Source organism: Octadecabacter dasysiphoniae, from assembly GCF_021532615.1.
Classification (GTDB): domain Bacteria; phylum Pseudomonadota; class Alphaproteobacteria; order Rhodobacterales; family Rhodobacteraceae; genus Octadecabacter; species Octadecabacter dasysiphoniae.
The window spans coordinates 310,338-334,064 of record NZ_JAKGAQ010000002.1 but is presented as its reverse complement, the minus strand read 5'-3'; the positions used below and the strand labels follow the sequence as shown (position 1 = coordinate 334,064).

Annotated in this window: 20 protein-coding genes and 1 tRNA gene; 6 read left to right on the top strand and 15 right to left on the bottom strand. The window is 56.9% G+C overall.

Translation table 11 applies throughout. The features are described from left to right. Positions 1 to 9: 9 nt before the first annotated feature. Positions 10 to 1,365, bottom strand: a complete 1,356-nt coding sequence (locus L0664_RS08495; protein WP_235226163.1) for a D-alanyl-D-alanine carboxypeptidase family protein — start codon at positions 1,363 to 1,365, stop codon at positions 10 to 12. A 279-nt stretch (positions 1,366 to 1,644) separates the two neighbouring features. Continuing rightward, positions 1,645 to 2,349: an HAD family hydrolase gene (locus L0664_RS08490; protein ID WP_235226162.1), complete on the bottom strand. Its 705-nt coding sequence runs from the start codon at positions 2,347 to 2,349 to the stop codon at positions 1,645 to 1,647. 108 nt (positions 2,350 to 2,457) lie between these two features. Between L0664_RS08490 and clpS the strand changes: the two genes are divergently transcribed. Genes clpS through L0664_RS08475 form a run of 3 tightly spaced genes read left to right on the top strand, consistent with a single transcriptional unit; the run spans position 2,458 to position 4,607 of the window. Further along, entirely contained in the window at positions 2,458 to 2,799 is a 342-nt protein-coding gene (clpS, locus tag L0664_RS08485) for an ATP-dependent Clp protease adapter ClpS (RefSeq protein ID WP_235225221.1), read from the top strand. A gap of 24 nt (positions 2,800 to 2,823) precedes the next feature. Then, a complete protein-coding gene (locus L0664_RS08480) occupies positions 2,824 to 3,759 on the top strand; it encodes a class I SAM-dependent methyltransferase (RefSeq protein WP_235225220.1) in 936 nt (311 codons plus the stop codon). A gap of 44 nt (positions 3,760 to 3,803) precedes the next feature. Beyond that, positions 3,804 to 4,607: an SDR family NAD(P)-dependent oxidoreductase gene (locus L0664_RS08475; protein WP_235225219.1), complete on the top strand. Its 804-nt coding sequence runs from the start codon at positions 3,804 to 3,806 to the stop codon at positions 4,605 to 4,607. Here L0664_RS08475 and L0664_RS08470 read toward each other — a convergent pair whose 3' ends face one another. Beyond that, entirely contained in the window at positions 4,608 to 4,994 is a 387-nt protein-coding gene (locus L0664_RS08470; RefSeq protein ID WP_235225218.1) for a hypothetical protein, read from the bottom strand. Between the two features lie 111 nt (positions 4,995 to 5,105). Between L0664_RS08470 and hemF the strand changes: the two genes are divergently transcribed. After that, entirely contained in the window at positions 5,106 to 6,002 is an 897-nt protein-coding gene (hemF, locus tag L0664_RS08465; RefSeq protein ID WP_235225217.1) for an oxygen-dependent coproporphyrinogen oxidase, read from the top strand. A 56-nt stretch (positions 6,003 to 6,058) separates the two neighbouring features. Here the strand turns inward: hemF and hemE are convergent, their stop codons facing one another. Next, positions 6,059 to 7,096 carry a uroporphyrinogen decarboxylase gene (hemE, locus tag L0664_RS08460; protein ID WP_235225216.1) on the bottom strand — a complete coding sequence of 346 codons (1,038 nt, stop codon included), beginning with the start codon at positions 7,094 to 7,096 and terminating at the stop codon, positions 6,059 to 6,061. 94 nt (positions 7,097 to 7,190) lie between these two features. Here hemE and hemC point away from each other — a divergent pair, with 94 nt between their 5' ends. After that, positions 7,191 to 8,156, top strand: coding sequence for a hydroxymethylbilane synthase (gene hemC, locus L0664_RS08455; protein WP_235225215.1), 966 nt, complete (start codon positions 7,191 to 7,193; stop codon positions 8,154 to 8,156). Between the two features lie 186 nt (positions 8,157 to 8,342). Here hemC and L0664_RS08450 read toward each other — a convergent pair whose 3' ends face one another. The 3 genes from L0664_RS08450 to L0664_RS08440 form a co-directional block, all read right to left on the bottom strand. Next, complete coding sequence (locus L0664_RS08450; RefSeq protein WP_235225214.1) at positions 8,343 to 8,909, bottom strand: outer membrane protein; 567 nt, start codon at positions 8,907 to 8,909, stop codon at positions 8,343 to 8,345. A 381-nt stretch (positions 8,910 to 9,290) separates the two neighbouring features. Beyond that, entirely contained in the window at positions 9,291 to 10,670 is a 1,380-nt protein-coding gene (locus L0664_RS08445; RefSeq protein WP_235225213.1) for an FAD-binding oxidoreductase, read from the bottom strand. A gap of 71 nt (positions 10,671 to 10,741) precedes the next feature. After that, positions 10,742 to 10,818: transfer RNA gene (locus L0664_RS08440), tRNA-Met, on the bottom strand. Positions 10,819 to 10,938: 120 nt separating this feature from the next. Here L0664_RS08440 and L0664_RS08435 point away from each other — a divergent pair. Further along, positions 10,939 to 14,487: a hydantoinase B/oxoprolinase family protein gene (locus L0664_RS08435; protein WP_235225212.1), complete on the top strand. Its 3,549-nt coding sequence runs from the start codon at positions 10,939 to 10,941 to the stop codon at positions 14,485 to 14,487. Here the strand turns inward: L0664_RS08435 and L0664_RS08430 are convergent. The 8 genes from L0664_RS08430 to L0664_RS08395 are packed head-to-tail and all read right to left on the bottom strand — an operon-like array spanning position 14,484 to position 23,623. Further along, the gene (locus L0664_RS08430) at positions 14,484 to 15,437 is read right to left on the bottom strand and encodes an aldose epimerase family protein (protein WP_235225211.1); all 954 of its coding nucleotides are present in this window, start codon (positions 15,435 to 15,437) and stop codon (positions 14,484 to 14,486) included. The genes L0664_RS08435 and L0664_RS08430 overlap by 4 nt on opposite strands. Further along, positions 15,434 to 17,326: a beta-galactosidase gene (locus L0664_RS08425; protein WP_235225210.1), complete on the bottom strand. Its 1,893-nt coding sequence runs from the start codon at positions 17,324 to 17,326 to the stop codon at positions 15,434 to 15,436. Before L0664_RS08425 ends, L0664_RS08430 begins: the two co-directional genes overlap by 4 nt. A gap of 36 nt (positions 17,327 to 17,362) precedes the next feature. Continuing rightward, positions 17,363 to 18,187, bottom strand: coding sequence for an SMP-30/gluconolactonase/LRE family protein (locus L0664_RS08420; RefSeq protein ID WP_235225209.1), 825 nt, complete (start codon positions 18,185 to 18,187; stop codon positions 17,363 to 17,365). Further along, on the bottom strand, positions 18,184 to 18,786 hold the full coding sequence (locus L0664_RS08415) for a 2-dehydro-3-deoxy-6-phosphogalactonate aldolase (protein WP_235225208.1): 603 nt from the start codon (positions 18,784 to 18,786) through the stop codon (positions 18,184 to 18,186). The genes L0664_RS08420 and L0664_RS08415 overlap by 4 nt, the downstream gene beginning before the upstream one ends. Continuing rightward, entirely contained in the window at positions 18,787 to 19,680 is an 894-nt protein-coding gene (locus L0664_RS08410) for a 2-dehydro-3-deoxygalactonokinase (protein WP_235225207.1), read from the bottom strand. It lies immediately after the preceding gene. Beyond that, positions 19,677 to 21,848 (bottom strand): alpha-galactosidase, encoded by a 2,172-nt coding sequence (locus L0664_RS08405; RefSeq protein WP_235225206.1) that lies wholly within the window; start codon positions 21,846 to 21,848, stop codon positions 19,677 to 19,679. The genes L0664_RS08410 and L0664_RS08405 overlap by 4 nt, the downstream gene beginning before the upstream one ends. A 12-nt stretch (positions 21,849 to 21,860) precedes the next feature. Next, positions 21,861 to 22,709, bottom strand: coding sequence for a carbohydrate ABC transporter permease (locus tag L0664_RS08400; RefSeq protein ID WP_235225205.1), 849 nt, complete (start codon positions 22,707 to 22,709; stop codon positions 21,861 to 21,863). Further along, the gene (locus L0664_RS08395) at positions 22,709 to 23,623 is read right to left on the bottom strand and encodes a carbohydrate ABC transporter permease (RefSeq protein ID WP_235225204.1); all 915 of its coding nucleotides are present in this window, start codon (positions 23,621 to 23,623) and stop codon (positions 22,709 to 22,711) included. The genes L0664_RS08400 and L0664_RS08395 overlap by 1 nt, the downstream gene beginning before the upstream one ends. Between the last annotated feature and the right edge of the window lie 104 nt (positions 23,624 to 23,727).

Here is a 23,727-nt window from a genome sequence, read left to right as displayed (position 1 = left end):
CCTTTGAATTTAGTCAGGCCCGATCATGAAACACGTCGTGCCGCGGGCTTGCAAGCGGGCACAGGCCAGTTCGGCGCCATCACGGGTCAACCCCATGAAATTTGCGTCATGCCCACGGCTAGAAGAATTCACACGGCGCAAGGACCCATCTAGCGTCGACATTTCGTTCAGCGCGACGCGTAGCAGGACACGTTCGGCCTGATACTGCGTGTTGTAGCGGCCAACATTGATGCCCCACAAACGGCTGCCAGAGGTAGAGATGCGCGTGACGATTTCAGGTTCACTTGGCACCGGGCTTGCCTGCTGCACAGCCGCAAGGACCACATCAGCGGGTCTGGCTTGCGGTGCAGGCGTTGCCTCGGGTGCGGCGGCGACAGTTTCAAGCACATCTGCCACGGCATCCTGAACGGCGTCTGCATTCACGGCCAGCAATTCTTCGGCGACTTCTGGCGCGTCGGGTACTGGGCGGGCATTGGGGCGCAGTGATCGCGCAACAAGGCCGTTTACACGCACGGTGCGGGCCGTGGTTCCGGGGGGCGGTGCCTCTGCGCCGCCACTCCCTTGTGGTGCGACAGGGCTTGGGCGATCAATGCGGGCCGTTGCAGGGGCACGGGCAAATCCCATGTCCAGCAATTCGGCGACACGGGCGTTGCGCTGTGCGGTAGAAGATCCGCCAAACATCGTCGCAATAATACGTTCCTGACCACGTTCAGCGGACGCGACAAGGTTAAAACCGGCGGCACGTGTGTAACCTGTCTTGATCCCGTCAGCACCGCGATAGGCGCGCAGAAAACGGCGGTTTGTGTTGGCAACTTCGCGCACACCAGCATCCGTCGTGATGCGGCTGAAAATATTATAATACTGCGGGTGATCGTAGATCATGTGACGGCCCAGAACGGTCATGTCGCGGGCGGTGGACATGTGCCCTGCCTCGGTCAGGCCGTGGGCGTTGCGAAATGTTGTGCGCGACATGCCCATAGCGCGTGCTGTGGCGGTCATACGGCGCGCAAAGGCGGCTTCGTTACCCTCAAGCGCGATACCGATCGCCGTGGCGGCATCATTGGCGGATTTCACGCCCGCGGCACGGATGAGATATCGGAATTGGATACGTTGACCCGCAACCAGACCCAATTTCGAAGGAGGCTCGTTCGCCGCGAGGGGGGTGATCGTCACCATATCATCAAGGCTGATTTCACCGCGTTCGATGGCTTGAAACGCGATATACAGCGTCATCATCTTGGTCAGCGACGCAGGGTGCAATTGCGTGTCAGCATTACGCGAATGCAAAACCTCACCGGTCCGCGCATCCATAACCATGGCCGCGTAGGGTGCTGCTTTCGCTGTAACAGGCGCCAATGCCGCCATCAGCAATGTGATCAATAGAAGAAAGCCCGCCAACGCGGGGTTTTGAATACGACGTTTCACGCCACTGCCTCTTTTACTGCCTCGTGAGCCCCGATTTTTTTTAGTGGGGTCTCGTTTATGAAATAAGGCTAACACAGGGCGGCGTTTCAGAAAATACCCTAATTTCAAAGGGTTTTGGTGTGGCATCCCTGCACGTTCGGCGCCTGAGGGGCCACATCTAGGGGGCAAATTCCAGTTTAACCGCTAGATAGCCGATTGTGGCGGGAATGTGGCAGGTGGTTAACGCCCGCCTGAAAGGTCAGTGATCAATGCGGGCAGGTCAGATAGCGCGGAAATCTGCCGAAAATGGCGGTGCGTTAGGGGTGCTTCGGCGTGTTCGTATTCCCAGGTTAGGTCATGTGGCACGTGAACACCCCACGCGCCGGCCTCAATCGCGGGAATAACGTCAGATCGCAGCGAATTGCCGACCATCATTTGATGGGCTGTGTCGTGGCGCGCAAAGATGCGGGTATAGATGTCGGCGGTCTTGTCGCTCACGATCTCAACCGCGTCGAAAAGATCACCAAGACCGGATTGGGCCAGCTTGCGTTCCTGATCAAGCAAATCACCTTTGGTGATCAGGATAATTTCGGCATTCGGTTTTAACGTTTCGATAGCCGCCCGCGCGCCAACCAGCAATTCCACAGGGTCTGACAGCATGGACCGCCCCATACCAAGCAGTTCAGCGATAACATCTGTTGGAACCGCGCCGTCCGTGACCTCAATCGCGGTTTCGACCATCGACAAGACGAACCCTTTGATACCAAAGCCATAGACGGCGAGGTTGCGCCGTTCGGCCGCCAACAACCGCCCCTGTAAATGCGCACCATCCGTGTAATCGGCCAACAGTTCTGCGAACCGGTCTTGCGTCATTCGAAAGCCGCGTTCGTTGTGCCAAAGGGTATCGTCGGCATCAAAGGCGATGGTCCATTTGTGTTTTGTCACGTCACGCACCTGCTTGTCTTTTGGCTGAACCCTTTTCATAAGGCCCAGAGAGGTTATATTAAGCCGCTGAGAGCAGACTACACCCACGACTCGCACGCAAGGATTGCAATGTTTCACGACCCGATCATGATGGCCGACCGCGACAGCGACGACGATAGTGATATCGGCGTCAAGCTGGAAACGCGCCCGAAGACGAAGCGTCCGCCATTATACAAAGTCATGATTCTAAACGACGATTACACACCGATGGAATTCGTTGTGCATGTTCTTGAACGCTTTTTCGGCATGACCAACGCGCAGTCGATTGAACTGATGTTGACCGTTCATGAAAAAGGTTTGGCCGTTGTTGGCGTGTTTTCCCATGAAATTGCTGAGACCAAAGTCGCCCTTGTGATGGATTTTGCAGCCCGCCATCAACACCCGTTGCAATGCACGATGGAGAAAGAGTAAGGGCGCGCTGCCCACTCGGTTCTCATGAGACATTCAAGATTACACACCGCACTGGCCGAAGGTCTGACGATCGACGGAACGTCGCATATTGTGCGCCCACCCGTCGGATATGACCTTGCCGGATTGCGCGATGTGACGATTGAGGCGACGTTTTATCCAGATCACCAATATTGGCGGGCTGCTGGTTTGGTCGGGGAAGGAACGGGCCGCGCGGCGACGCTTGTTGTATTGCCGCGATCCAAAACGCTGGCGCGGCAAACCATCCTTGATGCGATTGCGGCGGGTGGGGTTGTCATCGTGGACGGGCAAAAAACTGACGGCGTTGAAAGCATCTACAAAGACATCCGCAAGGTTTGCGCGATCAATGGCGTTATCGCCAAGGGTCACGGGCGTTTGTTTTGGTTTTCCGCGGGCAAAGCGCCTGCTTGGGATGTGGCCGTAAAATCCCCCGAAGGATATACGACCGCCGCAGGCGTGTTTTCCGAAAGTAAGATCGACGCAGGTTCAGCATTGCTGGCCACACATCTGGACGACCTAAAGGGCGATATTGCGGACCTAGGTGCCGGTTGGGGATACCTGAGCCGTGAAATTCTGAAACATGACGGCGTGACAAAGCTCGACATGATCGAAGCGGAAAAAACCGCGCTCGATTGTGCTGTGACAAACACCGACGATCCGCGCGCTATGGCGATCTGGGCGGATGCGCTGGATCATCAGGGGGCCTATGACGTGGTCGTTTCGAATCCGCCGTTCCACACATCGCGGGACGGCAACCCTGATTTGGGCAGAGGCTTTATCGCGACGGCGGCCCGTATCCTGAAACCACGCGGACAGCTATTGATGGTGGCAAACCGCCACCTGCCGTACGAAGCTGAATTAGATGCAAAATTCGCCCATATCGAAGAGCTCAGCGGGTCGGGCGCGTTCAAAATCTTTCGCGCGTCTCGCCCAAAGCGGTAATTTCATTTACTCTGCGCCCAGCTGAAGGGCGACAAGGAGCTTCCATGACTTTTTCCATCGCCGGTAAAACCGCCATCGTGACAGGGGCCGCCAATGGCGTCGGCCTTGCGATTGGGCGCCATTTTGTGGCTGAGGGCGCGAATGTCGTGTTCGCGGATATGGACGAAAATCGCCTGTCTGAAGAATTGGGCGGGGCTGATGCAGAACCCGAACGTTACCGATCCTTCGCGTGTGATCTTCGCCAAAAACTGTCGATCAACAATTTGCTGTCCATGACCATCGACAGTTTTGAGAGGGTGGATATTTTGGTCAACGCATCGCGCCAGTTGATGACGTCGGACCCGTTGAACCCGAAAGAAGACAACGTGGAGGCATTGCTGAACCAGAACCTGATGACGTCATTGCGCCTGACGCAAGCGATTTCCAAGCGGATGATCAAACAAGCCGAAGGCGAAGAAGATGGGCAAGTCGGATCAATCATCAACCTGAGTTCAATCGCAGCGCGCCGTGCCAATCCAGAATTGTTGGGCTATTCGATTTCGACAGCGGCCCTTGATCAGATGACGCGGTCCATGGCCGTGGCCCTCGCGCCGCACCGAATTCGCGTCAACGCCGTTGCGTTCGGGTCGGTCATGTCATCGAGCCTGAAATTCCAACTGAAAGAACACGAAGATTACCGCAGCGACATCATTGATAACACGCCGCTTGGCCGCATTGCGGGCCCGGGCGAAGTGTCGGATGCGGTGCAATACCTTGCCTCGGATGCGTCGAGCTTTGTGACAGGCCAGATCATAACCGTCGATGGCGGCCGCACGCTGATTGATCCGGCCGGATCACCCGCCCACTGATTATTCCGGATGCATCGCGATGCATTGCTGTGTTTGTTCAACCGCGTCACGGGCAGCTTGGTCGCGCCGTTCTTCCAATTGCGCAAGCTTGCGGCGTTCTTCGGCGATGTCGATCGTGACAGGTTCCTGGCGCGTGCGTGTTTGGGTTTCTTCGCAATCAAACCGGAACTCTGTGCCGTCTTCATTGCGTCCCTGACACGTGGACTGCACGACACGAACGTCTTGAACGGACGTCAGGGCAAACCCGCGTTGCACATTTCCACGTGTGACATTCACCAACCGATCCAGCGTGCGCAGCTGACTGTTTGCGGTGGAAATGCATTGTTCGCGCGGGGTGGAACACGCAGCGAGTGCGAGGAGGGGCAATGTGATCAGGATTATTTTCATCGTGTAAACTTTCTTGGACAGCCATGTAGTCTTGAATGGGTGACGGGCTCTTGGCCTCTGTCGATAATCAATGCTAGGTCTGCTTGATAGACAATAACAAAGGGTTCACCGATGGCCGCCGACGAGATGATTGAACACAAAGCGCAGGCCTCTGCATGGTTCCGAACCCTGCGCGATGATATCGTTCAAGCCTTTGAAAATATTGAAAATACGCAAACATCCGGCCCCCTATCGGATCAACCAGCGGGCACGTTTGAAGTTAGCGAAACAAAGCGAACAGGTGATGCGGGCGAAGACGCAGGCGGCGGGCTGATGTCGGTCATGCGCGGTGGTCGTGTGTTTGAAAAAGTCGGTGTAAATATCTCAACCGTGTATGGGACATTGGGCGAACGCGCGCAGGGTGCGATGGCGGCGCGCAAAGGTATTCCCGGCATGAAAGACGATCCGCGTTTTTGGGCTGCGGGCATCAGTCTGGTGGCGCATATGCAAAATCCCCATGCGCCCGCGGTTCATATGAACACTCGGATGTTCTGGACGCCTCATGCATGGTGGTTCGGGGGCGGGTCCGATCTGAACCCTTGCATCGAATACGATGAGGACACCGCCCATTTTCACTGCACCCAGAAGGCATGGCTCGATCCGCACGGCGAGGAGCACTACCCGAAGCTAAAAGAATGGGCAGACGAGTATTTCTACGTGCCCCATCGTGGCCGCGCCCGCGGGGTTGGCGGCATTTTTATGGATGATTTGTGTACCGGGGATTGGGCATCGGATTTCACGTTGACGCAGGATATTGGCCGCGCGTTTTTGCCGGCCTATGTGCCGTTGGTCGAAAAACGCCGCAACACGGATTGGGATGACGGCGACAAAGACACGCAGCTGATCCACCGTGGCCTATACGCCGAATATAACCTTGTTTACGATCGCGGCACGAAGTTCGGTCTCGAAACTGGCCATGATGCGAATGCGGTGCTGATGAGCCTGCCACCCGTCGCGAAGTGGACATAGCGGGACGGCGCTGTTGAGGCCCTAGGGGGCCTCAAGGCGTCCCGCCCGCCGTCCCGTTAGCGGACCTCGCGGACCGTATCGATCATAAGCTGCACGTTTTCGGGATCAGCATCCGGTGTGATGCCATGTCCAAGGTTGAAGATGTGCGGCCCGCCTTTGAAGGCATCTACGATGCGGCGGGTTTCTGACACCAAGGCATCGCCACCTGTAACCATATGGGACGATTTCAGGTTGCCCTGAACACAACCGCCCGTCTGTACGTTGGCCGCTGCCCATTCAGCCGTGACACCATCATCAAGGGCAATGCAGTCAGCGCCGATTGCATCATGCAGACCGACATATTCTTCGCCCGCACCGCGTGGGAACGCGATGATTGGCGTATCCGGGTGGCGCTTTTTCAGTTCGGCAACGATGCGCGCGGCGGGTTTGACTGCGTAGTTCAGGAAATCATCCCCCTTCAGCGATCCGGCCCAGCTGTCGAACAATTTTATGACCTCCGCGCCTGCGTCGATCTGTTTAGAGAGATAATCAATCGTGCCCTCGGTGATCAAATCCAGCAGGCCTTCGAACACCGCTTTGTTTTCCGCCTTAAGAGCGTGGGCCGGGGCCTGATCCGGCGTGCCTTGGCCCGCGATCATATAGGTTGCCACGGTCCATGGTGCGCCTGCGAACCCGATCAGCGTTGTTTCTGAGGGCAGTTCGCGCGACAGAATTTTCAAAGTCTCATAGATCGGATTCAGGTGGTCATGGATCGCATCTGCTGGTTTCAGCGCCTTGAGCTCATCCGCGGTTGTGATGGTCGACAAGCGCGGGCCTTCGCCTGTCACAAACCACAGTTTTGCGCCCAACGCCTGAGGCAGAAGCAAGATGTCGGCGAACATGATTGCCGCATCGAAACCGTAACGGCGGATCGGTTGCAGTGTCACTTCGGCTGCAAGGTCCGAGTTGTAGCACAATGACAAGAAATCGCCTGCTTCAGCGCGGGTTGCTTTGTATTCGGGGAGATAGCGGCCCGCTTGACGCATCATCCAAATCGGCGGGGTCGGCAGGGTTTCTCCCGCGAGGGCGCGCAGGACGGTTTTTTGCGTGGTCATTGAGGACTCCTTGAACTTGTCTTTTGTGTCCCTTTTGCGCCCGCGAGTGTCAATAGAGTTGTAAGGTTTAGTTGACAGGTCTAAACATTGATTCATGACTTTTGAATTGCCCACACCCGCCCGCACCCTGAAAATCGGAACCCGTGGATCGCCGCTTGCGCTGGCGCAGGCCTATGAGACCCGTGCGCGTTTGATGGCGGCCTTTTCGTTGCCCGAAGAGGCATTTGAAATCCAAGTGATCAAGACAACAGGCGATGATCGCACGCTGATTGATGCTGATATTGCGCTTAAGACGATTGGCAATAAGGGCCTGTTCACCAAAGAGATCGAAGAAGCGATGATTGCGGGCACGATCGACATTGCCGTGCATTCGACCAAAGACATGCCGGTTGAGCAGCCCGAAGGATTGGTGCTGGACGTGTTCCTGCCCCGCGAAGATGAACGCGATGCGTTTGTGTCTATTAAATACAAAGGGCTGGCCGATTTGCCTGAAGGGGCGGTTGTTGGCACGTCGTCCTTGCGCCGCCGTGCGCAGCTAAAGGTGAAGCGCCCTGATCTTAAGGTCGTTGAATTTCGTGGAAATGTGCAGACCCGCCTGAAAAAGCTTGCTGATGGGGTCGCGGATGCGACGTTCCTCGCGATGGCAGGGCTGAACCGGATGGATATGACGGATGTGCCAAAAACCGCGATTGCTGCCGAAGACATGCTGCCCGCGATTGCCCAAGGGACAATCGGGATCGAACGGCGCGCGGATGATGACCGTGCCAAACACATGCTGGCCGCGATCCACCACGATGAGACTGGTCACCGTTTGGCCGCAGAACGCACGTTTTTGGCGGCGCTCGACGGGTCGTGCGAAACGCCCATCGGGGGCCTTTCGATTATCGAAGGTGATCAGATTTGGCTGCGCGGTGAAATCCTGAAACCAGACGGGTCACAGGTGTTTACAGGCGAACGTCGCGGCCCTGTGGGTGATGGCGCGGCCTTGGGTCAATCATTGGCAGAAGAATTACTCGGCCAAGCGGGGCCTGATTTCTTCGAAGCGGTTGCTGCGGGGTAAAGGTAAAGTCCGGTTTGTGGGACGAAGCAGACCTTCAGCCTTCTACAGCCAAGGTCGGCTCCGTCCGCATAGCGGACCTTGCGTGGTGTTCCAAAAACGGTGGTTTTTGGTATGTTTTCACTTTTAATAAAACGCCCCACTGCCTACTTGGCGCGGGGCGTTTATATTCTCATTTAGCACCGTAATTTAGAACTTATAAGAAGTCCGCAAAGACAGGGTGTCCAGATCGACGTCTGCACCATCGAAATCATATGTATCGCGCAGATACTCAGCACCTAGAACAACATGGTCCGTCACCAAATAGTTAACACCGAGACCTAATGTAGAGCCGTTTTCTCGATCCCCAGCATCATCGACTGTCACTACACCGATAACACCATAAGCCATTACACGACCGAAGTCATATCCACCACGGAGCTCAAGGTGCGTGGTGTCGCCCTCCCCACCACCGTCAGCTGAAATGTCATCAAAAGAGATTTCACCGCCAATGACATAACTACCTAGATCGTAATTATACCCAGCATGCAAACCAAGGGTGTCAAAATCAACACTTCCATCTGCGTCGCTAGCAGATACTTCTCCTTGCCCAAATTGAGCACCAACATAAAAGCCTGACCAATCTGTAGCTGTTGATGCTGGGGTAACCATGGGAGGAAGTATAGTAGGGGTTGGCGCAGGTTCTGCCGTATTACCTGCGATTACTGGGGCAGCGATGACCGCAAACACAGCAGACATTAAAGATTTATTGAACATCGTTTTTTATCCTTTGAATGTGTATGATTTGTCATTCGTTACATACCTTTAAGCCAGAAAGGCAATTGCATGACTCTCTCTAGTGCGTCTTTGGCAAACATCGGCAAACATTTGGCCGAAAATCGATGTTCGCAAATCAGGTCGTTTGGAAATTAGGCTATCAAAGTCAGCGACACATAATGTCGGCGTCAGCCTCGCCCCCCTGTGAGGCTCGGCTGGTCAAGCGAGAGAGCCCACCGCTCGAAACCTCAGCAGTTGTTGAATTTTTTGGGCTCTTCGCGTGATGACGGACATTCCTGCTGCACGCAGCGTCTGACACATTGGGCTCATAACTGCCGCTCGCTGCATTGCGACTGCGGGGCAGATTGGTTGTCTTCCAGATCAGTCCGGGATCAGCTTTCCGGGGTTCAAAATTCCGTTCGGGTCCAGCACGGTTTTGATTTTGCGCATCATGTCCAACGCAACCGGATCCTTGCGCCGCCGCATTGTGTTCAGCTTTGACAGGCCCACCCCGTGTTCTGCGGAAAAACTGCCGCCGAGGTCTTGGACGGTGTCTTCGATCAGTTCCACAATGCGATCTTTCAGCGCGTCATCATCGCGGGACGGATAGACGCCATAGTGGATGTTTCCGTCGCCCAGATGGGCGATATAAAATGGCTCTGCTCCGCTGTCGGCTTCGGCGATGCGGGCGCTTGCCCGGTCCAGAAACTCGGGGACCTTATCCAGCGGCACCGCGACGTCTGTATCGACAATCGGTTGGCGCCAAAACGTGAGCTCTGCGGCGGCTTCGCGTCGTTCCCACATGGCACCGCGTTGGGCCTCGTTCTGGGCGACGACCGCATCAAGGATCGCGCCCTGTTCCATCATATTGGCCATGATTTGCTGTAAGGTATCGGTGATGTCGGTTTGGGTCGTGGTCGCGACCTCAACCAGAATGTTGATGTCATGGGGGGCGTCAAACGGTTCACGCGCGCCGCTGACCCGTGCCATGTGCACGTCGATGTAGTGGCGGGGCATATATTCGAACGCCTCAACCGATCCACCCGTTGCGTCCTGGACGCGGTTCAACAGCTCCAATGCATCATAGAGTGTGGCAACCGCAACCATCGCAGTGGCATAGGCGCGTGGCTTGGGGTGCAATTTCAAAACGGCTTTGGTGATCACACCCAGCGTCCCTTCGGACCCGATCAGCAGTTGGCGCAGGTTCAGGCCTGAATTGTCTTTGCGCAGCGACGACATCAGATCAACGACACGCCCATCTGCCAACACGGCCTCAAGCCCCAGCACCAGATCGCGGGTATTGCCGTATCGCAGCACGTTCGATCCGCCTGCATTGGTCGACATCACGCCACCGATCATGGCCGATCCTTTGGCCCCGAACGTTAACGGAAAAATAAGGTCTTCGGCATCTGCTGCCCCGTGTAGCGATGACAACACGACGCCTGCATCAACGACTGCCGTACGTCCTTGTGCGTTAATATCATGGATCGTGTTCATCCGGTCCAGTGACAGCATGACGCCGCCGGGCGCATACGTGCCACCCACCAATCCTGTATGACCGGACACAGGTGTAATGGATTGCCGTTCCGCATTTGCCAGCGCCATAATCCGCGACACTTCGTGCGTAGACGCGGGACGCAGAACCACACCGGGCTGCGCGCAGTACTTGCCGGTCCAATCCTTTGACCAAGGGGCTACGTCATCCCCTGTCAGGGCGTTTTCAGCCCCAACAATCGCCGCGAAATCCTGCAACAAAGCCATAACGTTTCCCCCAAGAGGAAGCTGATGCAACTTGGGCGTGATGTCAAAGGGAGTCGTTAAAAGGGGGTGCGTGGTGGCGTTACCTGGATTTGAACCAGGGACCTAACGATTATGAGTCGTTCGCTCTAACCAACTGAGCTATAACGCCATGCACAGCGGGCGGGATAGTAGCAGCCGCCCCTCCTGTCAAACCGATTCTGACCCGATCAGGGGTTGTTCTTCGCCCTTTCGCTTGATCAAGTCCTCTGACTTGCAAAAAGGGCGCGTTATGTCGGCAAAACAATGGGAGTTTTGGGTTGATCGCGGCGGCACGTTCACGGACATTGTGGCGCGCGCGCCGGACGGTGATGTGAAAACCCATAAACTGCTGTCCGAAAACCCCGAGAACTATGCAGATGCTGCCGTGCAAGGGGTGCGCGACTTGATGGGCACTGAGAATCCCGAAGCTGGATCAATCGCTGCCGTGAAAATGGGCACGACAGTTGCCACCAACGCGCTGCTGGAACGCAAAGGCGAAGATGTGCTTTTGCTGATCACCGAAGGATTTCGCGATCTGTTGAAAATCGGCTACCAGACGCGGCCTGATCTGTTTGCATTGGAAATCGTGCGGCCTGAATTGCTCTATGCGGATGTGGCAGAGGTGTCTGAGCGTCTTGATGCGGATGGCAACGTATTGTGCGCCTTGGATGAGGTCGCGGTGCGCGTGTCGTTGCAGGCTGGGTTTGATGCGGGGCTGCGCGCTGTCGCGATTGCGTTCATGCATGCATATCTTAATCCAGATCACGAAGCCCGCGTGGCCGCAATCGCACGCGACGTAGGGTTCACCCAAATTTCCACCAGTCACGAGGTGTCGCGCCTCGCTAAACTGGTTGGGCGCGGGGATACGACCGTTGTCGATGCCTATCTGTCGCCGATTCTGCGCCGCTATGTTGATCAGGTCGCGGGTGCGCTTGATGTGGGTCGTGTGTGCGAACGATTGCTGTTCATGCAATCAAGCGGTGGCTTGACCGATGCTGCACGGTTTCAGGGGCGCGATGCGATCCTTTCTGGGCCAGCGGGTGGCATCGTCGGCATGGTCAAAACGGCCCAAGCCGCGGGCCATGACCGCCTGATCGGGTTTGACATGGGTGGCACATCCACAGACGTCAGCCACTATGCGGGCGATTATGAACGGTCCTTTGAAACCGAAGTCGCGGGCGTGCGGATGCGCGCACCGATGATGGATATTCACACCGTTGCTGCGGGCGGTGGATCGATCTGCCGCTTTGCAGACGGACGTTTTCAGGTTGGACCCGAAAGCGCGGGCGCAAACCCTGGTCCGGCGTGCTATCGCCGTGGCGGCCCGCTGACAGTGACCGATTGCAATGTGGTGCTGGGAAAGCTGCACCCTGATCATTTCCCCCATGTGTTTGGCCCCAACGGCGACCAACCCTTGGACGTCGCGACAGTGCGCGCGAAATTTGAAACCCTCGCGCAGCAGGTGGCGGTTGCAGCGGGTGATGCACCCCGTACCGTAGACGACATCGCGCACGGGTTTCTTGCAATTGCCGTCGATAACATGGCCAACGCGATCAAGAGAATCAGCGTTCAGCGCGGCCATGACGTGACCGAATACACGTTGCAGTGCTTTGGCGGGGCGGGCGGGCAACATGCCTGTCTGGTGGCAGATGCGCTGGGCATGTCGCGGGTGCTGATTCATCCGTTCGCGGGTGTGTTGTCGGCCTTTGGCATGGGGCTGGCCGAACTGCGCGACATGCGCGAAGTGCAATTTGACGCGCCACTGACTGATGAAAAACACGCACAGGACCAGTTAAACACAATGGCCTCTGACGCGCGCGATTCCATCCTGTCACAGGGCGCGCGTGACGTGACGATCGAACGCTGGGCACATCTGCGCTACAACGGCACTCAACAGGTTCTGAAGGTCGCGTTTGACACGTCGGGCGCCATGCAATCGGAATTTGAGGCGACCCACCTCGCGCGGTTTGGCTTTACCAGCCCAGAAACCGAAATCCTGTTTGATATGCTGAGCGTTGAGGCCATCGACGAGGGTGGCGCGCTTCCTCAATTGCCGGTTATCCCTGCGCAAAACCCGAAACCCACCGCGGTGCATGATCGCCCCTTTTATGACCGCACGATGATGGGCGTGGGTGACAAAATCAGCGGCCCCGCGATTATCCTTGAACCAACGGGCACGAACGTGATCGAAGATGGGTGGGATGCAGAAGTCGATCCCCTCGGCAATCTGATCCTGACGTCCACAGCGACCAGCCGCAACATCGCGGCATCCAAAGACGCCGATCCTGTTCTGCTCGAAGTGATGTCTAATTTGTTCATGTCCGTCGCCGATCAGATGGGCGCGACATTGGCGAACACGTCCCAATCCGTGAACATCAAGGAACGGTTCGATTTTTCCTGCGCGATCTTTGACGCGGCGGGCGATCTGGTGGCCAACGCGCCCCATGTGCCTGTCCATCTGGGTTCGATGTCCGACAGCATCAAAACAGTGATGCGGGGCTGGCCGGACGTGACTGACGGTGATGCCTTCATGCTCAACTCGCCTTATAACGGGGGCACCCATCTGCCCGACGTGACGGTTGTGACGCCGGTGTTTATTGGCGGCAAACCACGGTTCTGGCTCGGCTCGCGCGGGCATCACGCAGACATTGGCGGGCGCACCCCGGGGTCCGCCCCGCCAGACAGCCAACATATCGATGAAGAAGGCGTGTTGATCGACAATGTTCAGCTTGTCACCGGCGGTCAGTTTCTTGAGGATGCGGCCCGCGCAACGCTCGCGTCAGGGCGGTATCCGTGCCGCAATATCGACCAAAACATCGCCGACCTGAAAGCACAAGTCGCAGCCAACGCCACAGGCATGGCCGAACTCAAACGCATTTGTGACAGCTACGGTGAACCCGTTGTCACCGCCTATATGAGGCATGTTCAGGACAACGCGACCGAAAGCGTGCGCCGCGTCATTGATCGGCTATCAGACGGGGCATTTATCTACCCCATGGATATCGGTCAAACGATCGAAGTTACTGTATCTGTTGACAAATCCACCCGCACGGCGACCGTTGATTTTACGGGCACCAGTGCGCAGCATACGGGCAATTACAACGCACCTTTTGCGGTATGCCGTGCGGTTGTTTTGTATGTTTTTCGCACGCTCGTCGGGTCATCCATTCCCCTGAACGAAGGGTGTCTTAAGCCGTTGACGATCATTGCGCCGGATGGGTCCATGCTCAACCCCGGCTATCCGGCTGCGGTGATTGCGGGCAACACCGAGGTGTCGCAAGCAGCGTGCAATGCATTGTTCGGCGCGCTTGGCGTCATCGCAGGGTCACAAGCCACGATGAACAATTTTGTCTGGGGTAATGAGACATTCCAGAACTACGAAACCATCGCTGGGGGTACTGGTGCTGGCCCTGATTTTGATGGCTGCGACGCTGTCCAAAGCCACATGACGAACACGCGCATGACCGATCCCGAAATCCTTGAAAAACGCTTTCCTGTGCGGCTGGATCGGTTTGAGGTCCGCGCAGGGTCGGGCGGGGCAGGCGCGCAGCGGGGCGGCCATGGCGCACGGCGGGCCATGACGTTTCTTGAACCTGTCACAGTGACGACGCTGTGTTCCCACCGTGTTGTTGCCCCGTTTGGCGTGGCGGGCGGCGAAAACGGTGCCGTCGGGCGCAACTGGGCTGTGCTGCCGGATGGGACGCGGCGCGATTTGCAGGGCAATGATGAAATTGATTTGCCCGCAGGTGGCCAGTTCGTTCTTGAAACACCGGGCGGGGGCGGTTGGGGCAAACCCTAACCTTTTGAAAACCGCCATTCGGTGATCTGAACGGCGGGTTTGTCAGGTGCGATTTCGATGCTTGGAAAACCCGATTTGTTCGGTGCGTCCGGCCAGCCTTGTGCCTCAATGGCGACACCGCAGTAGCCCGCGTCACGGGCGTCATAAATATGAACGCCTGCCTCGGTCGTGGCGACGGACATGGCAACGCCCGACGCGCTAGTTAGTTTAAGGTATTCCATCAAAGCACCCCGATTACGGGCCACGCAAAACGTGTGATCCAACGGGGGCTTTGCGGGTGTCAGCGGCGTCATTTCGCGCAGATCATAGGGCGTGCCCGTCACATCCCTGATCTCACCCGTCACCAATGCATCGATATCATCGGTGGGCAAATAACTGTTGGCGGTGATCGCGATGCTGTGGCCTGAAATGTCGTTTGATCCGTCAAGGTTCCAGTAGCTGTGATTGGTGGCGTTTGCGATGCTTGGCGCGTCCGTTGTGGTTGTCAGGGTCAACCGAAGCGTTGGCCCGCTTATTATTTCATACAACGCTTCAATCCTGCGGTTTCCGGGGAAGCCGCCGTGACCATTTGGCAAGATAAGAGACAAAGCAAGCCCGTTTTCGGTAATTTCATCAATAAACCACACCTGCGATTGTGCGCCAGTTGTGCCACTGTGCAACGTATGCCGCCCGTTCAAATTGGCCTCAAACCTGTGGGGTTTGCCATCAATCGTTGCCTCAGCATTCTGCAATCTATTGGCAACGGGGCCCACGACGCAGCCAAAATACCGCATTTCGTTTTCGTAGTCTGTCAACAGATCAGACCCCACCGTGAGGCCATGCGCGACGCCGTCCAAACGCACGTCTTGCACAATCGCACCATAGGTCAAAACGGTGACAGACAGACCGTGACCCGACATCGTGATTGCCTCAACGGCAGTGCCGTTTGACGTGACGCCAAAGGGGGTCACAGCGCGGCCCAGTGCACTCCGGCTCCCGGAATTTCGACCCCGTTCCAGATCAGCGGCTCAGGCGCATAGTTGAACACAAACCGATGGGTTTGTGTGTCGCGGATGCGCAATCCATCCGGCAGATTGTGATGTGTCAGCCCGACCTCATTGCATAGATCGCGCAGGATCAAATCCCACGTCGCATCATCCGGCCAACCAGCCAAATACCGCAGTTTGTCGCCCATGATGGCAGCGTGCCCGTCCGTGGTTTTCAGCCGCACGGGCGCGTCGCCTTCCAGAACTTCGCGCCAATGTAAAAACTGCCCACCATTTTCCAGCGGCACACCGACATCAGGTGGCAGGCTTTCAGTTAGCACGACAGTCGCATCCAGCCCGTCAACATTCGGCCCCATCGGTGTCGGGATCGAAAGATGTTCTGATTTGGTGTCCGTGCGCGGCCCGATCAAGGCGGTGGCATCCGTTAGGGCGGCCCGCAACGGATCAGACAAGTGCATCAATCCTGGGGCGAGTGTGAATTTATAACCGCTTAGGTCATCCGTATCGGGTGCTACAATATCGACGTTCAAACCAGCACGGCGACAGGCCCGATAGGCGGCAAACGCCAGCCGGAACTGGTCAAAATCGGCACCTTGCGGCTGGGCTTCCCACGCCCATGCGGATTCATAGTCAAAGACAAGTGCGACATCTGCTTTCGCGGTCCCCACATCCGGCAAATCGTTGATTTCACGCGACACTTGCAATGCCTCGGCCAGTGCAGGGGCGTCCGCGCTGTCGGGGCGCAGCAATCCGGCATGCATCTGTTCTTGGGCAAATGGCGCCTGACGCCAGCGGAAATAGCAGACTGTTTCGGCGCCATGTGCGAACGCTTCCCAAGCCCAAAGACGGGCCATTCCCGGTAGGGGGGCGGGATTGTAGGGGGCCCAGTTTACGGGGCCGGGCTGCTGCTCCATGATCCACCAACGTCCACGGCCTACGGCGCGGTACAGATCATGATGGAACGCCTGATTGTCAGGCTCCCCCTGACGTAAAAATCGGCGTTTGTGGTCTTGCGATCCCTCAAGACGGTCTGACAAAAACCCGATGGGATAGCTGTCCCATGACGCGATATCGAGGTCAGCCCCGACCTTGAAGTGATCAAATGACGTTTCCCGCCCCATGTAGTTATGAATGATCGGCGCATCTGTGTGCGCGCGGATTTCTGTCACTTGTTCGCGGTTGAAGTCCACAACCATGTCGGATGAATATCGATAGAAATCCAACACGTGCGGATGGTTGGGTTCTGTGACCGTCAGGTTGGGCAAATCAATATCGGCAAAGTCATCATATTCCATCGACCAGAACACATTGCCCCACGCACGGTTCAGTGCGGCGGGGGATTGGTATTTTTGGGCCAGCCAGTTTTGAAAACCTTCCGTGGCCGCATATGAATAGCTGCGCGTTGTGTCGTGACACGCATACTCATTATCTGTTTGCCACGCTTGAATGTGTTTATTTGATTCATAGCGCTGCGCCATCAGCCGTGTGATGCGTTTGCTTTCATCGCGGTATCCACGATGGGAAAAACAATAATGGCGGCGTGACCCGAACCCGCGCGGCCGCCCTTGTTCATCCACGGCAAGCATATCGGGGTGCTTATCGAGCATCCAACGCGGTGGTGTCGCCGTTGGTGTTCCCAGAATGATTTTGAGCCCTGCGTTGCCCAGAACCTCAATCGCGCGATCCAGCCAGTCCCATTCAAACTGATCGGGGGCGGGTTCCATCCGCGACCAGGCAAATTCACCGATGCGGACCCAAGACAGGCCAGCGTCAACCATACGCTGTGCGTCATCGGCCCAGACATCTTCGGGCCAATGTTCGGGGTAATAACAGACGCCGAGTGTGCGTTTCATCGCTGCCTCATGATTAGGTGTCGTTTCGTGCCGTGATTACAGGATCACTTGATGTTCTGCTTGTCCGATTGCATCGACTGGCGTTGCAAACGTCTTGCCGTCGTCATCACCAATCAGTCCATCCGCCGCTGAGGTGCAAAACAAAGTCGTCAGATCCGGCCCACCAAAGGCGGGACAGGACGTTTGCACGCCAGGAAATGCGATCGTTTGGGTCAATGTGGCATCGGGTGCGTAACAGGCAACGCGGTTCGCGCCCCACTGCGCATTCCACAGATTGCCAGCCGCATCTACAACCGCACCATCTGCCCCCCACGCGGTATCACCAAAGTCGATCCAGACCGTCGGATCGCCCACAGGCCAGCCGTCCTTATCCGACAGGTCTTGTCGCATGATCTTGCCGATCTTGGTGTCGCAGAAAAAGGCGTGCGATCCGTCGGGTGCAAAACAGATCGCGTTGGGGATTGTGATGCCGTCAAACAATTGGCGCACTTCGCCGCGGTAGTAACGATAGATTGCGCCTGCTTTGGCTTCGGCGTTGATGCCCATCGTCCCGATCCAGAACCCGCCCCACGGGTCGGCACGACCATCGTTGGACCGGGTTATCGTGTTGTCCGCCTCAATCTGTGCGACTTGGTCGGTGGTGCCGGTTGCAAGATCAAGAACATGCAATCCGATGCTGTCGGCCATCAAAAGGTGATCGTCATCAATCCAGCCTGCCGCGCTGACGTGGCGGGAAAACTGCCAATGGCGGCCCTTAATGTGCAGACGTTTCTTGAGGATATCGAACCAGAACAGCTCTCCGCGCGCGGGATGCCACAGTGGTCCTTCGCCCAGTTTACATTTGGTGTCGTCGTAGATCATTTCGCGCCGTCATAGGCGGCGACGATATCCTTGGCCCGGGCTGCAATGTCCGCCGTGCTCATGCCCGGTTTGTACAAGGCCGATCCAATACCAAACCCATCCGCAGAGGCGGCGAACCAATCCGCGAAATTATCTGGGCCGGCACCGCCAACAGCATAAACCTGCGTGCCTTGCGGCAGCACCGCGCGGATCGCTTTCAGGCCGTCAGGGCCAAGCAATGAGCCGGGAAAAATTTTCAAACCGTCCGCGCCGTTTTTGAGGGCGGTAAAGCATTCTGTTGGCGTCATAACACCTGGCCAGCTTTGCAAACCTGCGGTTTTGGTCGCCACGATCACGCGCGGATCGACGTTCGGCGACACGATCAATTTGCCGCCCGCTTGATCTACGCGGTTCACGTCTTCTACGGACAAAACAGTGCCCGCGCCGATCAATGCTTGATCCCCGAACGCATCAACCATGGCTTTGATGCTGCCGAACGGATCAGGGGAATTCAGCGGTACTTCGATGTTTGTGATACCCGCGTCGATCAGAACGTCGACGGCCGCAACGGCCTCGGACGGGGTGATGCCGCGCAGGATGGCGATGATATTACGGGTCATTTATGCGGTCTCCAACAGTGCGTGGGCGGCTTTGATGCCAGCGAGGGTCATGTCTTTGGCATCGCCGCGAAGAACGGGCACGCCTTGCATTTTAAGGCCTGCAACGTAGGGCATCGACACGGCATCCGCGCCGATCAATGCGATTTCGCGACCCAACCAATAGGGTTTAGCGGCGGCAAGTTCCGCACCGATCAACAACCCTGACAGGCGCGCGCGTAAAATGACCGTGTCCGTGTCGTTGACCAATTGCGCGGCGCGCAAAGAAAACAAGCGACCGGCGAGCGCTTCTGGCCGCGATAGGGTGTGTGACATCGCATCTGCAAATTCGGCGTCGTCCCACCCCCCTTTGGCAATTGAATGGCGCAGGACGGAATGCTGCGTCAAAAGCGCGAACATTTCACCTGTCATGCAGGTTTGAAAACTGACGACTTCATCGGCGCTGACATGCACCCATTTCGTGTGCGTTCCGGGTAGGCAAATCACACCGTCCCAGCCGGGGTTTTGCGCCAGAAAACCCGCGATTTGGGTTTCTTCGCCGCGCATGACATCCGCCGGGTTCATCTGGCGAATGCCCGGGATAACATGAACCGTGAGGCCAACGCGCGTCACGGGGGCAGTCACCATCGTCGCAGGGCAGACAGAGCAAGGGGCCGTTTGATAAGGCGCTTCGACCCAGCCTTGGCGTGATCCGACCATACCACAGGCCACAACCGTGTTCGCAGTTTCCAGCCAGTCGGCGCAGACATCCACCAAGACGCCTTCAAATTCAGAAGGGTCCAACGTGCCCATGCCTTTGTCTGACGTGCGTTCGCCCAAAACCGTCCCATCGCCGCCGATTGCCCAAAAGCGGGCATTCGATGTGCCCCAGTCTGCGGCGATCCAGTTCGGCGTCATAGGCGGTGTCCTTCCAAGACCCACATGGTTTCAGGGAAGGACCATGGCAGGGTTACGCCATGATGCATAAGGTATGCGCCCGACAATGTCAGCGGCCCATCTTTCAGCGCAGGCGTGCCGCGCGAAAGTGCCGGTGCGGTGCCGCGATTGACCAAGGCGACCTCGTACATTGCGTCAGGGTCCAAACCCGTGAGCCGCAGCGGACGTGGGGAAATCTGCGCCGATGTCGCGCCTTTGCCAGCAAACACAACAAAGCGCGACGCGTCTTGCGGCATTTGTTGCTCGGCCAAAACGGCAGGGTCGGGTGAATCAAGGCGCAAGATGTCGGCGTCTTCCATCCATGTGCGGTTGTGTTTCCACCAGCTTGTGACTTCGCTCAGGACGCGGACTTCGTAGTCGTCCAACTCTCGCGGGTCCATTTCGAACCCCATGTGGCGCTGTGCCGCGACCCATGCGCGAAACGAAATATCTAAAGTGCGGCCCGACGTGTGGCAGCGGCGCGGGCCAACATGTGATCCCGTGATAGACAGCGGCAGGAACAGCGCGGCGTTGTGCTGGATGTTCAGGCGTTCAAGTGCGTCGTTTGAATCGCTCAGCCAGACGCGCTGCGTGCGTTTGAGAATTCCGAAATCAATGCGCCCACCACCTGATGCGCAGCTTTCGATTTCAACGTGCGGGAAGTCCGCGCGCAGGCGGTCAATCAGTGCATAAGACCCGCGCGTTTGGGCCGCATCAGGCATCGGCAGGACGCGGTTGTGGTCCCATTTGATGTAGTCGATGGCGTGGTCGCGCAGCACGGCTGACATGCGATCATACAGAAAATCACGGACCTCTGGCAGTGCCATGTTCAGCGCTTTTTGCTGACGGCCAAGCGTCTGGTCTTCGCTACCCAAGGCCCAATCCGGGTGGGCGCGGTGGATGTCGCTGTCTTCGTTGATCATTTCAGGTTCGAACCAGATCCCGAACGTCATATCCAAGCTATGCACATGTTCAATCAGCGGCGTGAGGCCATCAGGATATTTGCGCGGGTCCACTTCCCAGTCAGACAACGCGCGTGTGTCATCATCGCGGTTCCCAAACCAGCCGTCATCCAGCACGAAACGTTCCGCCCCAAGGTTTGCGGCACGATCTGCAATGTCACACAACACGTCGAGCTTATGATCGAAATACACCGCTTCCCAGCAGTTGTAGTGCACGGGGCGCGGGCGATCAGCCTTGGGCCACGTGACGATCCGGTCACGCACATGGCGTTGGAACGACACCGCGCACCCGTTCACACCCTGGTCGGAATAGGTCAGGTACAACGGTGCGGTTGCAAATTCTGTCGCGGCTTGGGTTTCCATGCGCGCGGCGTGGCCCCATTGAATTTGTCGGCGCCCGTCTGGCAGTTCTTCGGCAACCATACGGTGCCCGCCGGACCAGCCGTAGTGGAATGCGTAGGCTTCTCCTCGGGTGTTGGTTGCGCCGACGCAGGGCACGATCAACCCGGGGAAATGTTCGTGCCCCGTGCGGCCCGTGCGGTTTTCGCGATAGCGGATACCGGGGGACCACGCGGTGCGGTTGGTTTCAAATTCACGGCACCAGCGCCCGGAAAAATCAATCATCTCATCACTAAGCTGCGGAGCGGGCATCACGGGCGCGGCCAGCCAATGCAGGTGCACAGGCGCGTCTGCATTCAGCACCGTCTTGGCGACAATCATGAAGGTATCAGGGTCGGTTATAAATTCGAACGTCAGCGTCAAACCGTTGTCTTCGTCGCGATACCGGATCGTCAGGTCTTTGCCGTTTTCGTAACTGTCAAAACAGAATTTCGGAAGCAGCGGTGTGCCGTCTTTCATCCGCACGATCAGGCCGGGTTGGCCGGGGAACGTACGTGATGCTTCTGGGCACAGCGACAGATCGGGATTTTCGTCCAGCATCCCGCCTGTGACGTCAATGGCATTGGCGGCATGCAACGTGGACAGGTCTTCGCCCGATGGCAGGCTGCGGCCCCAATACACGACTTGGGGCAACCTTTCGCCCGTCGCCGTCAGGACCAGCGTTTGGCGGCCATCATCCAGCCGCCATGCATGGTTGGCCGGTTTCGCGCGGGTTTGCGTTGCGCCCAATGGAAGGGCCGTGGCAGAGGCGGCGGGCACCTCTGCCGTGTCGGTTGTTCGTGTCGACATAGATATTGTCCGTTATTTGACAGCGCCGAGGGTCAGGCCTGCGATGAAGTGCTTTTGCATCAAGAAGAACATCGCGACAGGTGGCAATGCAGCGACAATCGAACCAGCTGACATCAGATGATAGGCGGCCCGATACTGGGAGTTAAACGACGTGATGCCGGCTGTCACGGGCTGGCTGTCCGGACCTTGCGTCAGCACGATCGCCCAGAAGTAGTCATTCCAGATGAACGTAAAGATCAGCACGGACAATGCGGCCAGCGCGGGTTTCATCAGGGGCAGGACCACGAACAAGAAAATGCGCCATTCAGACACGCCTTCAACGCGGGCAGCCTCAATCAGCGGGAACGGCAGGGCGCGGATAAAGTTACGCATAAACAACGTGCAAAAGCCCGTCTGGAACGCGATGTGAAACAGAACAAGCCCGGTTTTGGTGTCATACAGGTTCATCGACAATGTCAGGTCGCGCACGGGCACCATCAAAATCTGGAACGGAACGAAGTTACCGGCGATGAACATGAAAAAGATCAACAAGTTACCGCGGAATTTATAAACACCCAGCGCAAAGCCCGTCATGGATGACAAAACGATACAGCCAATCACTGTCGGAACGGTGATGAAGACCGAATTCAGCAGATAGCGCGGCATATCGGATTCGAAAAAGACCTTGCCGTAGTTGGTGAACATTTCGAACGAAGACGGCATGCCCCAATAGTTACCATTGGTGAAATCCGCGTCCGGTTTGATCGAAAAGACAGCAACAGCAATCAGTGGCAGCAGCCAGATGATCAGCACGATGGGCAGCAGCACCTGATAGCCGATTTGCCATTGGCGGGACGTTTTTTCTAGCGGGGTCGGAAACATCAGCGCGCTCCTTTTTCGTCTTGGTACATGGACCACAAGAAGTATGTGATGAAGCCGAGCATGATGAAGAACAGAACCACGGCAATGGCCGCGCCGTACCCCATCCGGAACCCGAATTCAGATAGCGATTCCTCGAACATGTAGAACGATAGAACGCGGGTCGATCCGAACGGACCACCGTTCGTCATCACAGCGATAAAGTCGAAAGACCGCAGCGCGCCGATGATTGTCACAACAAACGCAATGAACGTCGCAGGTTTCAACTGCGGCAGGATCACATGCCACAACATGCGGTGGCCTTTGGCCCCATCCAAACGCGCGGCTTCGACCTGTTCGGGATCAACCGAGTTTAGCCCCGTGAGGTATAGGATCATGCAATAGGCCGTCTGCGGCCACAGGCCCGCCGCGATGATGCCATAGGTCGCGGATTCTGCGCGGCCCAGAATGTTTACAGGTTCAAAACCAAAGAACCCGATCACGACGTTCAACAAACCCAGATCGCCGGGCAGGTAGAACCATGAGAACACCAAGCCCACAACGACCTGCGAAATCACGAACGGGAAGAAGAACAGCGACTTATACAGCCGGATTCCGAACACCTTTTGGTTCAGGAACAACGAGATGAACAAACCCATCGGGATGGCCAGCAGATACAAAACCAACCAACGCAGGTTGTTCCAGAACGATGTTTCGAATTTGCGATCACCGCCCAACAGGCGTTCATAGTTTGCTAGGCCAACCCATGTCTTTTCGCCCAGGCCGTCCCACTGGTGGAACGAAATCCAGAACGACTGGAAAATCGGAAAGATCACGTAAAGCGCGAACATGACGATGCCGGGTAGCAAGAACAGCCACGGGGTCACCGCGATCTCGTTGCGTTTGTACCAGCTTCGTTGCGTGGTGGCAGTGGCCATGATCGTCTCCTGTCGGGTCAACACATGCGAAAGAAGCACCAAAGTGAAAACGGGCTGCTTGCGGATGGGTTAAGCGAAGTGAGTGGGGGCGGGCCCGAAGACCC

Bases quoted from the DNA above. Each gene is read 5' to 3' on its own strand.
- hemE (WP_235225216.1), bottom strand. From the start codon at position 7,096: ATGACCACGCAAAAAACCGTCCTGCGCGCCCTCGCGGGAGAAACCCTG.
- L0664_RS08470 (WP_235225218.1), bottom strand. From the start codon at position 4,994: ATGAAAATAATCCTGATCACATTGCCCCTCCTCGCACTCGCTGCGTGT.
- L0664_RS08410 (WP_235225207.1), bottom strand. From the start codon at position 19,680: ATGACGCCGAACTGGATCGCCGCAGACTGGGGCACATCGAATGCCCGC.
- L0664_RS08435 (WP_235225212.1), top strand. From the start codon at position 10,939: ATGTCGGCAAAACAATGGGAGTTTTGGGTTGATCGCGGCGGCACGTTC.
- L0664_RS08395 (WP_235225204.1), bottom strand. From the start codon at position 23,623: ATGGCCACTGCCACCACGCAACGAAGCTGGTACAAACGCAACGAGATC.
- L0664_RS08420 (WP_235225209.1), bottom strand. From the start codon at position 18,187: ATGATCTACGACGACACCAAATGTAAACTGGGCGAAGGACCACTGTGG.
- L0664_RS08475 (WP_235225219.1), top strand. From the start codon at position 3,804: ATGACTTTTTCCATCGCCGGTAAAACCGCCATCGTGACAGGGGCCGCC.
- L0664_RS08445 (WP_235225213.1), bottom strand. From the start codon at position 10,670: ATGGCTTTGTTGCAGGATTTCGCGGCGATTGTTGGGGCTGAAAACGCC.
- hemF (WP_235225217.1), top strand. From the start codon at position 5,106: ATGGCCGCCGACGAGATGATTGAACACAAAGCGCAGGCCTCTGCATGG.
- L0664_RS08480 (WP_235225220.1), top strand. From the start codon at position 2,824: ATGAGACATTCAAGATTACACACCGCACTGGCCGAAGGTCTGACGATC.
- clpS (WP_235225221.1), top strand. From the start codon at position 2,458: ATGTTTCACGACCCGATCATGATGGCCGACCGCGACAGCGACGACGAT.
- L0664_RS08425 (WP_235225210.1), bottom strand. From the start codon at position 17,326: ATGAAACGCACACTCGGCGTCTGTTATTACCCCGAACATTGGCCCGAA.
- hemC (WP_235225215.1), top strand. From the start codon at position 7,191: ATGACTTTTGAATTGCCCACACCCGCCCGCACCCTGAAAATCGGAACC.
- L0664_RS08495 (WP_235226163.1), bottom strand. From the start codon at position 1,365: ATGGCGGCATTGGCGCCTGTTACAGCGAAAGCAGCACCCTACGCGGCC.
- L0664_RS08450 (WP_235225214.1), bottom strand. From the start codon at position 8,909: ATGTTCAATAAATCTTTAATGTCTGCTGTGTTTGCGGTCATCGCTGCC.
- L0664_RS08415 (WP_235225208.1), bottom strand. From the start codon at position 18,786: ATGACCCGTAATATCATCGCCATCCTGCGCGGCATCACCCCGTCCGAG.
- L0664_RS08405 (WP_235225206.1), bottom strand. From the start codon at position 21,848: ATGTCGACACGAACAACCGACACGGCAGAGGTGCCCGCCGCCTCTGCC.
- L0664_RS08400 (WP_235225205.1), bottom strand. From the start codon at position 22,709: ATGTTTCCGACCCCGCTAGAAAAAACGTCCCGCCAATGGCAAATCGGC.